The organism is Microseira wollei NIES-4236 (assembly GCF_020521235.1).
Classification (GTDB): domain Bacteria; phylum Cyanobacteriota; class Cyanobacteriia; order Cyanobacteriales; family Aerosakkonemataceae; genus Microseira; species Microseira wollei.
Window position 1 is genome coordinate 1 of sequence record NZ_BLAY01000016.1, and the last position, 11,055, is coordinate 11,055.

The 11,055-nt window shown below is 46.8% G+C and carries 5 protein-coding genes and 2 pseudogenes; all 7 read left to right on the forward strand.

The genetic code is table 11. The features are described from left to right. Positions 1 to 376 precede the first annotated feature (376 nt). A pseudogene (locus MiSe_RS53700) lies at positions 377 to 892 on the forward strand (GAF domain-containing protein); the annotation flags it as partial. Continuing rightward, the gene (locus MiSe_RS07205) at positions 890 to 4,141 is read left to right on the forward strand and encodes a GAF domain-containing sensor histidine kinase (protein WP_444980469.1); all 3,252 of its coding nucleotides are present in this window, start codon (positions 890 to 892) and stop codon (positions 4,139 to 4,141) included. The pseudogene MiSe_RS53700 and the gene MiSe_RS07205, both read left to right, overlap by 3 nt. Positions 4,142 to 4,633: 492 nt before the next feature. Next, positions 4,634 to 5,944 carry a response regulator gene (locus MiSe_RS07210; protein ID WP_226576720.1) on the forward strand — a complete coding sequence of 437 codons (1,311 nt, stop codon included), beginning with the start codon at positions 4,634 to 4,636 and terminating at the stop codon, positions 5,942 to 5,944. Positions 5,945 to 6,013: 69 nt separating this feature from the next. Then, complete coding sequence (locus MiSe_RS07215; RefSeq protein WP_226576723.1) at positions 6,014 to 6,376, forward strand: response regulator transcription factor; 363 nt, start codon at positions 6,014 to 6,016, stop codon at positions 6,374 to 6,376. A gap of 84 nt (positions 6,377 to 6,460) precedes the next feature. After that, positions 6,461 to 7,000, forward strand: a complete 540-nt coding sequence (locus MiSe_RS07220) for a chemotaxis protein CheW (RefSeq protein WP_226576725.1) — start codon at positions 6,461 to 6,463, stop codon at positions 6,998 to 7,000. Between the two features lie 46 nt (positions 7,001 to 7,046). After that, on the forward strand, positions 7,047 to 10,577 hold the full coding sequence (locus MiSe_RS07225) for a GAF domain-containing protein (protein WP_226576728.1): 3,531 nt from the start codon (positions 7,047 to 7,049) through the stop codon (positions 10,575 to 10,577). Between the two features lie 258 nt (positions 10,578 to 10,835). Then, positions 10,836 to 11,048, forward strand: a pseudogene (locus tag MiSe_RS07230) (four helix bundle protein); the annotation flags it as partial. Between the last annotated feature and the right edge of the window lie 7 nt (positions 11,049 to 11,055).

Below are 11,055 nucleotides of genomic sequence, written 5' to 3' on the forward strand. Positions count from 1 at the left end.
GGTAGGGGCACGGCAGGAGAAAACGATCTACAAGCTCTGATTTGATGCTTGCCGTGCCGCCACCAGCGAAGCCGATCCAGCACCATCGGTTTGGTAGGGGCACGGCAGGAGAAAACGATCTACAAGCTCTGATTTGATGCTTGCCGTGCCCCTACTTAGACAAAATTGGTGGATCCAATTCGGGAATGGGGTAGATGCACTGTTGCTATCTGCACAAGTCATGGGCATTCTTGAACAAGGAGGCGTTGATTCAAACAGCCTTTGCGACCCAATCCACAAGAGATTTTCAGCTATAAAACCTACTCGGCACTGGTGCAGTCAAGCCAAAATGGAAACAACTCCAACCAGCAACGCCATACAACCAACCCCACCAGAGATGGAAACGAAGCCCGATTTTATCGCCAGTCAGCCGCAAAACCAGACAGAGCAACAAATCGCACTAGCTGGAGTACTGGCGAGGACTCGGCAGTCACTGGATTTAGCAACCATCTTCCAAACCGCCGCTACCGAAGTACGAACTCTGCTCAAAGCCGACCGGGTGGCGGTGTTTCGCTTTTATCCCAAGTTGGACTGGGAGGGGAGGTGCGTTTGCGAGGACAAAGCATCAGACTGGAATTCAATTTTAGCGGTGAAACTTGACAAAAGCAGCTTTGGCGAACGGTTTACCCACTATCAAAAAGGTCGCGTTGAAGCCGTCCCTGACATCAATCGGGCCAAGTTGAGCCAGTCTTATATCGAGATGCTCAAACAATTTCAAGTCCAGGCTAACTTAGTTGTACCCCTGCTGAAAGGAAAAGAACTGTGGGGGTTGCTCTGCGTTCATCAGTGCAGTAATTCCCGTCGCTGGAAAGAATCCGAGATGGAATTGGTTAAACAAATTGCAGCTCATTTGGGGGTGAGGCTGCAATACACCGAATTACTCGTGCAAGCAAGGGGAAAAGCTAAGCAACAGAAAGCATTGGCTCGAGTAATTACGCGAATTCGCGCACCGATGGATTTAGAAACCATCTTCAAAACCACCGTTACCGAAGTGCGGCGACTGCTCAAAGCAGACCGGGTTGGCGTATTTCGGTTTTATCCGGAATTCGACTGGGAGGGAGAATTCATTTCCGAAGACGTGGCGGATGGCTGGAATAGTGCCCTCGCCGCCAAAGTCTACGACCATTGCTTTAGTAAAAAATTTGCTGCGTTGTATCACCAGGGGCGGGTGAATGCGATCGCAGACATCTATCAAGGCCAGTTTAGCGATTGTTACATCCAGATTTTGGCAAAATTCCAAGTCCGCGCCAGCGTCATCGCACCCCTGCTCAACGGCAAAGATCTTTGGGGGTTGCTGTGCATTCATCAATGCAGCCGTCCCCGTGATTGGAAGCGCTCTGAAATAGAATTTACGAGTCAAATTGCCCAACACCTGGGCGTGGCGCTACAACACACCGAATCCCTCACCCAAGCTCGTTCCCAGGCAGAGCAACAAAAAGCTTTAGCCGGGGTAATCGCCAGGATTCGCCAGTCTTTGGATTTGGAAACCATATTTAAAACCACCGCCACCGAAGTGCGCCAACTGCTGAAAGCAGACCGCGTTGGCGTGTTTCGCTTCGCTCCGGAATTCGACTGGGAAGGGGAATTTATCTATGAAGATGTGGGAGAAAGCTGGAATTCAGTTGTAGCCGCCAAAGTTTACGACCACTGCTTTAGCGACAAGTTTGCCCGTCTGTATCAGCAGGGTAGAATTAACGCGATCGCTGACATCTATCGCGGGGAATTTAGCGATTGTTATATAAAGATTCTAGAAAGATTCCAAGTCCGCGCCAACATAGTCGCTCCCCTAATCAAAGGAAAAGACCTCTGGGGATTGTTGTGCATCCATCAATGCAGCGGTCCCCGTCGCTGGGAATCCTACGAAATCGAATTCGTCAGTCAAATTGCCGAACACATGGGGGTAGCGCTAGAGCAAGCGGAATACCTCGAACAAGTCAAAGCCCAATCGGCACAACTGGCAAAAGCCGCAGAACAGGCGAGAATAGCCGAACGGCAGCGCGCATTGGCAACAGTAGTCGATAAAATTCGCCAGTCCCTCCACCTGGAAACTATTTTCCACAATACCGTCCAAGAAGTCCGGCATCTTTTGCAAACCGATCGAGTCGCCATCTATCGCATCAATCCTGATTGGAGCGGTCAATTCGTGGCAGAATCCGTCGCCGAAGGGTGGAATTCCTTGATCCAGAAGCAGCTAGAGAAACCCGATATCGTCGAAGATATCAGTAAATGTACGTTTACATATTTAGGTAATAACTCGCTTCTTAGCGATACCTACTTAAAAGACACCGAGGGGGGGCGCTTCACTAAGGGTGAATTGTTCCGCATCTGCGATGACATCTACAGCGCTGGGTTTCCCGATTGCTACATTGAAGTTCTAGAAAGCTATCACGCTAAGGCTTATATCATTGTGGCGATCTATTACGATCGCAAGCTGTGGGGCTTGCTGGGCGCTTACCAAAATACCGGCCCCCGCCACTGGCAAGGGGATGAGGTATATTTAGTTACCCAGATCGGCACTCAATTGGGCATCGCCTTGCAGCAAGCCGAATACCTGCAACAAGTCAAAACTCAAGCCGAAGAACTGGAGAAAGCCGCCGAAAGGCAAAGGGCGCTCGCCACAACGGTGGAAAAAATTCGCCAGTCTCTCGATCTCGATAGTATTTTCCGAGCGACGACCCAAGAAGTGCGGCAGCTACTGGAAGTCGAGCGCGTGGCGATTTATCGGTTCTACCCCGATTGGAGTGGGGAGTTTGTCGCCGATTCTATCGTTGATGGTTGGAAACCCTTGGTAAAAAATCAACCCTCGATCGAAGATATTTTCTTGCCAAAAACTCAAGCAGGGCGTTATCCCCGCAACGAAACATTTGTACCAATTTTGCCTGGTGAAAAGCTTTGGGGATTGCTAGTCGCTTATCAAAACTCCCAGCCGCGTTACTGGCAAGATGAGGAAATTAACTTGCTCGCCCAAGTCGGCGTGCAACTGGGAATTGCCATTCAACAAGCCGAATTACTCGAACAAACGCGCCAGCAAGCAGAGGAACTGACCCAGGCATTCAAAGAATTGCAGCGCTCGCAAGACCAACTGATTCAGCGGGAAAAAATGGCTGGCTTGGGACAGTTGGTGGCTGGAGTTGCCCATGAAATTAATAACCCCGTTAACTTTATCTACGGCAACGTCAGCCATGTCAGCGAATATACCCAAGATTTGCTAAACTTACTGAACCTATACCAGAGATACTATCCCAGTCCCGTCCCACAAATTCAAGAACAAGTCGAAGCGATCGATGTGGAATTTATTAGCAAAGACTTGCCTAAAACCCTAGCCTCAATGAAAATGGGGGCAGACCGCATCCGGCAGTTAGTGTTGTTGTTACGCACCTTCTCCCGACTCGACGAGGCGCAAATGAAATTAGTTGACCTGCACGAGGGCATAGACAGCACATTGTTAATTTTGCAACATCGGTTAAAAGGAAATACAGATTTACCCGATATTGAGGTGATCAAAGAATACGGAGATTTGCCACCAGTCGAGTGCTATCCGGCGCAGTTGAATCAGGTGTTTTTGAATATCCTCAGTAATGGGATCGATGCGATCGAAGATGGTCATGGATCGTCCCCCGCCATCTCTCCCAGTAGGGGGGAAGATCGGGGGTGGTCAAAACCAGTTGGGGATCGATGGGAGAAGGAAGACATTTCTTCCCTAACAGCTACAATTGACCGCACCCGCGAAAATAACGGAAAAGGTTTCTTCAGCATCGCAGCTGGGAACGGCAGTTCCCCTCGCTCATTACCAATGACCCATGACAAATTACCGAGGATTCGGATTCGCACCTGTGCGATCCGCGATAGAGAACAAGGAATCGCCGATAGAGTGTTAATTCGGATCTCTGACAACGGACCTGGGATTCCCGAAGAAGTGCGCTCGCGCATCTTTGACCCCTTCTTCACCACCAAACCCATCGGTAGAGGTACGGGTCTGGGACTTTCTATTAGCTACCAAATTGTCGTGGAAAAACACCGAGGTCAGCTTAGGTGTATTGCCCTACCAGAGCAAGGCACTGAGTTCCAAATTGAAATTCCCATCAAGCAGTCAGATCAATAATAGGGAAAATCAACCAGCTTGATGGCATCCCTCAAACATCTTCTCCCGCGTCCCCAATAGTAGGGGCAAGGGATCAACAAGAGCAAGCTGTATCCCAAGGGAAATGTGTACTAGGTCACATTTTATAGCTTGTTTAAGGGTAAACACGTAGATTAAATTCTCAGTTTATATTTAAATTATGTTGAATTCATCAGTGTCTTATTGTTAACAAACGCGATACAACAGAAAAGAAACTTATAGGAGTTGAAACTTGCTCGCCAGCTGGACGCGAAGTGAGCGATGCTTTCTCATGGGAAAAGTAGCTATTTTAAGCTGCTGAAAAAGTCAGAGAAACCTATTAGTCCAACGGACGAGAGGAAGCTAGCTGGTGCGTGCATCTTTCGATACCAAGGTGATTCTCAATAGAAATACTGAACCTAGTTGCCAGAAAAAACATCGCGTTCCAGCAAGATTAAGTCAACATTTGTCCTTATATTCGCTTAGGTAATCAGGATGACCAACGATTTAGCTAAAGACAAACTGAGCGACCTGTTAGAAACGCTGAGCCAAAGGCAGTTTACAGGCAAGCTGGAAGTACAGGCATTACCAGTCACTTGGAACCTTTACTTTTGCCTCGGTCGCCTGGTCTGGATAGGGGGAGGCGCCCATGGCATTAGGCGCTGGTACAGACTTCTGAGTCAGTACTGTCCCCAAATACCTCCCAAGAGTATCCGTCCCCGCCTGGTCGATGATTCTCACTCCTGGAAGTATCAAGCCTTAACCATCTTGGTGAAGCAACAAAAGATCCAACACGAACAAGCCGTAGGTGTAATCAAAAGCACGATCGCCGAAGTTTTGTTCGATATCCTCCAGCAGGAAGAGAAAGCACCGCTGACTTTCATCTGCAATTTTTCCGACGAGCAAACGGTTCTGGATACCTCACTCATCCCGATCCACCCGATACAAGCGCTCTCTGAAGCGCAGCAAGCTTGGAAAACCTGGCGCAATGCTGGCTTGGCGAGTGTATCTCCCAACATGGGGGCGGTGATTAAGCAACCAGAGCAACTGCAACAGCTGGCTTCACCCCAGGTTTACCAAACCCTGGTGAAGCTGATAGATGGAAAGCGAAGTCTGCGGGATGTGGCGGTTAAGGTCAAGCAAGATGAACTGGTACTGGTGCGAAGTCTCATCCCCTATATCCGCAAAAAAGTGATAGTACTGACCAACATTCCCGACTTTCGCCCACCAACTACAAACGCCACAACATCCCCAAAGGCAAACCACTCTACCCCCGAAGTTTATGCATCCAACCTAGAGGAGCATCAAGCAGTAGCAGCAGAAGCCTTTTCTTCTCCCGTCGCAGCCTGCCATTCCCAATTACCCATCACCAAACCCAAAATAGTTAGACCCCTAGTGGCTCATGTAGAAGATAGCTTACAGGAACGCCAACTGATGCAGGAGATCTTGACAGGGGCTAGCTATGGATTTGCCAGCATTGAAGATTCCATGCAAGCCTTGCCTTTGCTGCTCGAACATAAGCCCGATTTAATTTTCCTGGATTTGGTCATGCCAGTTGCCAACGGCTACGAAATTTGCGCCCAAATTCGGAGAATTTCCATCTTCAAAGATACCCCTGTTATTATTCTTACGGGCAATGATGGCATTGTTGACCGAGTTCGCGCCAAGATGGTCGGCGCCACCGACTTTTTGGCTAAACCAATCTCAGAACAAAAAGTTTTGGCAGCCCTGCAAAAGCACTTGAATTTGGAATCTTTACCCCCAGATGCAGCCCTGGCAAATTTAAGCTTTCAAACTTCAACCTGAATCGATTTTAAATTTCAAATTTCAACTCGGCTATCGTTCATTTAATTGGCAATTCATTCAGAGGTTTACATGAGTACCGTATTATTAGTTGAAGACAGTTTAACCGAGAGGGAAATCCTCACCCATTATCTGCAACAAGCCGGTTTAGCTGTGGTGAGTGCCAAAAGCGGGGAAGAGGCTCAAGCAAAACTGCATTTACAAAAACCAAGTTTGATTATTCTTGATGTCGTTCTGCCCGATCAAAGTGGGTTTGAACTGTGCCGAGAAATTAAAACCGATCCGGGAACTAATAAAATTCCGGTAGTAATTTGCTCGACAAAAAACACCGATGTTGACAAAATGTGGGCGAATATGCTAGGTGCTGATGCTTACTTGGCCAAACCCGTGGATCAGACAGACTTGGTGCGTACAATTCGACAATTAATTCAGTAGAATTTTATATTGCAGATTTAAGATTTCAGATTTAAATAGAATCTAAAATCTGCAATATAAAATATGAAATTAATCAAATAAACCATGATTGATGCTGCAAAAAATTCCAATTCAACGTCGGTTGCTAGGATTGAGGCAATCAATGCTTCCCTAGAAGAAGGAGAAAAGTTTTTACGCTTTCAGCTAGGCGCAGAAGCGATAGCCTTACTTCCTTTGAACATTATCAAACAGGTGATGCAGGTGTCGGTGAATGAAATTTTGCCCGTGCCTCAAATGCCTGGTTGCGTGTTAGGAATTTACAACTGGCGCGGCGAAATGCTCTGGTTGGTCGATCTAGGTCAACTGGTAGGATTTCTGCCGCTTGTTAGTTCAGAAAATGTGATGGCGATCGCTATCCAAATTCAAGACAAAATTCTGGGATTAGTCGTAAGACAAATTAACGACATCGATCGCCATCACCTAGACCAGATCAACCTGCCTGCTATCGGATTATTTGCTCCCGAATTGATGCCGTATTTACAGGGTTACATAATCGGATCAAATCAAGAAGTTTTGATGTTACTAAATGGCTCAGCGATCGCCAATGCTCCCCTGTGGCAAATTAATAGGTTTGTAGGCGCTTAAGCGCCTACTACGAACCCAATTACCAATTAGCAATTAGCAATTAGCAATGACTACAACACCCTATTCCCCCACTGATGTAACGAAAAACGGTCAGAAAGTTGAGACAAATTCGACCAACGGCAACTCTCCGATTCGAGCGATTGCTACTGGATTAAGCAGTCTAAAAAATGACCTGGAGCAATCTGGAGTCTGGGAAAGTTCAGAAATTGCTCATAAACTTCTGCGTTTAGAACAATTAGTAACAGCCGTAGAGCAAAAATTTCACCCGGTTTGGGAGACTTCGATTCAGGCAAAATTCAAGGCGGAACAGGAGAAATTACTAGCGATCGCATCGAGTATTCGCCAATCTCCGAACTGGGACAGCAAGCTCAAAACCGCCGTTAGCGAACTGCGCCAACACTTGGCTAGCGATCGCGTACTCGTTTATCGCTTTCAAGGGGAAAAGAGCGGTGCTGTGATGGCAGAAGCAATCGAGATGGGATGCACTCCATTATTGGGGGAAGTGGCTACTAGCTGTTTTGGAGCCGACTCTGCGGCAGATTATCGGCATCGGCGGTTAGTTACTATTAATGACATCTCTGAAATCCAACTGACATCGGAGCAAATCCAGTCATGGGATAAGGTACAAGCAAAGGCAAGTGTCAGCGTACCGCTGCTAGTAGGCGAACAAGTTTGGGGATTGCTAGTAGCGCAGCAATGCAATGCAACTCGTAACTGGTTGGAAAGCGAAATCCACTTGCTTTACACCATTGCCACCGAACTGACAATTCACCTGCAACAATCCGAGTTTCGATGGCAGTTACAACTGCAACCAGAACAAGAGCGAAGCCTCAATAACCTACTCAGCCGTATCCGGCAATGTCAGAATTTGGATACCTTATTTAAGTCAACCTGTCGCGAAGTGCGGCAGTTACTTAAAGTAGACCGAGTCGTCGTGTTTCGCTTCTTGGCGGAATCTAACTTTAACGAAGGAGAATTTATCGCCGAAGACGTGCAACCGGGGTTTGTTGCCACCTTGGGGAATAAGTTTTACGACAGCTATTTCGGTCGAGATTACGCAACCCAATATCGCCAGGGTAGAATTCAAGCAGTTGCTGATATCTACCATGCGGGATTATCAGATTGCCACGTGCAACAACTCGCCCAATTTCAAATCCGATCCAACTTAATTGTGCCGTTGATGAAAGGGGAAGAATTGTGGGGAATGCTGTGCATTCACCAGTGTAGAGATAGCCATGAATGGCAAAGTTATGAAATTGAGTTTGTCAAGCGGATTGCAGCTCAATTTGGCATGGCCTTAGCACAAGCTGACTACCTGGAACAACTGCACCAGAAGTCTGAGGAATTAGCGACTGTCGCGGAACGGGAGAAAAATTATATTCAGGGCCTCGGCAAGATGGGACAATGGATCGCCGAGCAAATTCAGAAGTCGTCAGACGTTAAAACCATTTTCCAATCCGCCACGCAACAAGTCCGACGCTTATTGAAAGCAGATCGAGCTGTTATTTATCGCTTCAATCCTGACTGGAGTGGTAGCTTTGTGGTCGAGTCCGTTGCTACTGGTTGGACGCCGATTTTGTCGCAACAATCGAAAGGCGGAGACTTAGTATCGGGTATTGTGGAATGCGGCATGTTGCGTCTGGGAGATGTGGTTGCACCGAGGCTTCCAGATACTTATATGCAGAAAACGAGAGGAGGCGGTTTCCAGCAGCGCCAAACTTTCCTCGTGGATGATATTTATCAAGCTGGTTTTTCCGATTGCTACATCGAAGCTTTGGAGCAATTGGAAGTCAAAGCCTACATGATCGTCCCAATTTTTATGGGAGAAAAACTTTGGGGCTTGCTGGCAACTTATCAAAATTCTGGGCCGCGTCATTGGCAAGAATCAGAACTGAATTTGCTGACTCAAGTTGGGATTCAATTAGGGATGGCTTTGCTGCAAGACAGAACCTTTAAACAATTGCGGGCGAAATCGGAAAAACTGGCACTTGTCGCAGAAAAGGAAAAAGCCTTAACCAAAGTGATCGAAAAAATTCGTCAGTCGCAGAATGTCAATACAATCTTCAGAGCAGCGACCCAAGAAATGCGACAGTTGCTCAATGTAGAACGAGTAGCAGTGTACCAATTCCAACCTGATTGGAGTGGTGTATTTGTAGCAGAGTCAGTGGGGATTGGTTGGACGCAATGGGTGGGATCTGGGATCAAAACAATTTGGGAAGATACGCACTTGCAAGAAACTCAAGGGGGTCGGTATCGCAACAATCAAAAATTAGCGATTGCTGACATCTACAAAGCTCACGACGTTCTCGAAGCCGGTCTGTCTCCCTGCCACCTGGACATTTTAGAGCAATTCCAGATCCGAGCTTATGCGATCGTACCGATTTTTAAAGGGGAACAGCTTTGGGGACTGCTAGCTGCGTATCAACACTCCAAAACTAGGCAATGGGAAGATACCGAGATGGGTTGGTTGGCTCAAATTGGCATTCAACTAGGACTCGTATTGCGCCAAGCTAACTATCTGGAACAATTGCAACAACAATCAGAACAATTGGCAATTGCCGCGAAACGAGAAAAAGAAGCCAAAGAACAACTGCAACAGCGTGCGATTCAATTGCTGCAAAACATTCAACCAACTTTAAAAGGCGATTTAACCGTGCGCCTGCCAATTTCAACCGATGAAGTCGGAACGATTGCAGACGCTTACAATAACACGATTCAAAGCTTACGCAAAATCCTCGTACAAGTGCAGGACGCTACTGCAAAAGTCGCTCAAACTTCTGGCGTTAGCAGCATTTCAATTGAAGAACTATCCGCACAAGCACAAAATCAGTTCCGCGAACTCACTTCCGCTTTGAACCAAGTTGAATCAATGGCAAGTTCAATTCAAGCCGTTGCTAAAAACGCCACATTGGTAGAAGTTGCCGTCCAACAAGCCAACCAAATTGTGCGCCAAGGCGATATGGCAATGAACCGCACCGTAGATGAAATTATCGCAATTCGAGAAACAGTTGCCAAGACTGGGAAGAAGATTAAACGCTTGAGCGAATCATCTCAAAAAATCTCCAAAGCTGTTAATTTGATTGGCAACTTAGCGACTCAAACCAACTTGCTGGCGCTCAATGCTGCGATTGAAGCTACCAGAGCGGGAGAATACGGTAAAGGGTTTGCAGTCGTTGCCGATGAAGTGCGGAGTTTGGCGCGTCAATCGGCAGCAGCAACGACAGAAATTGAACAACTCGTGCAGGGAATTCAAGCCGAAACGGGTGAAGTTGTCACCGAAATGGAAACGGGCATTCAACAAGTAGTTCTTGGGACTAATTTGGTGAATGAAACTCGGCAAAGTTTGAATGAAATTGTGACAGCAACGGCACAAATTCAACAGTTAGTCGAGGGAATTACCCAAGCCACTCAACTGGAAACCGAGCAATCGAAGTCCGTGACAGAAACCATGACCAAAGTGGCTGCGATCGCCAGCCAAACTTCCGATCATTCCCTGCAAATTTCCAACTCTTTCAAAGAGTTACTCACAATGGCAGAAGAATTGCAGGCTAGCGTGGGGAGGTTTAAAGTTAATTAATTTCAGATTTGAGATTGCCGATTTCAGATTAGATTTCAGATTTGAGATTGCCGATTTCAGATTTCAGATTAGCTCTGGTATCTGCGATCCAAAATTTGCAATTATCTAGGAGTGATTGTGGATCAAGAACAGATGAAAAGCCGAACTAAAAATTTGGCTAAACGGGTGATTAATCTATGCAGAACACTTCCAGAAACTAGAGAAGGTAAGCTGATTGGAAACCAACTTTTTAGATCGGGAACTTGAGTAGGTGCAAATTATCGGGCAGCTTGTCGGGGGCGTTCGCGATCTGACTTTATAGCCAAACTCGGTATTGTCTTAGAAGCAGCTGACGAATCGCTCTACTGGTTAGAAATACTCGCCGAGACTGAAATTGTAAAGCCTGACCTCTTGAGGTCACTTATGAACGAAGCTGAAGAATTGGTATCTATATTTGTCGTTAGTCTTAATACAGCTAAAAGACAACAATGAAATTGCA

Coding starts and splice junctions, on each gene's coding strand:
- MiSe_RS07210 (WP_226576720.1), top strand. CDS start 4,634: ATGACCAACGATTTAGCTAAAGACAAACTGAGCGACCTGTTAGAAACG.
- MiSe_RS07215 (WP_226576723.1), top strand. CDS start 6,014: ATGAGTACCGTATTATTAGTTGAAGACAGTTTAACCGAGAGGGAAATC.
- MiSe_RS07220 (WP_226576725.1), top strand. CDS start 6,461: ATGATTGATGCTGCAAAAAATTCCAATTCAACGTCGGTTGCTAGGATT.
- MiSe_RS07225 (WP_226576728.1), top strand. CDS start 7,047: ATGACTACAACACCCTATTCCCCCACTGATGTAACGAAAAACGGTCAG.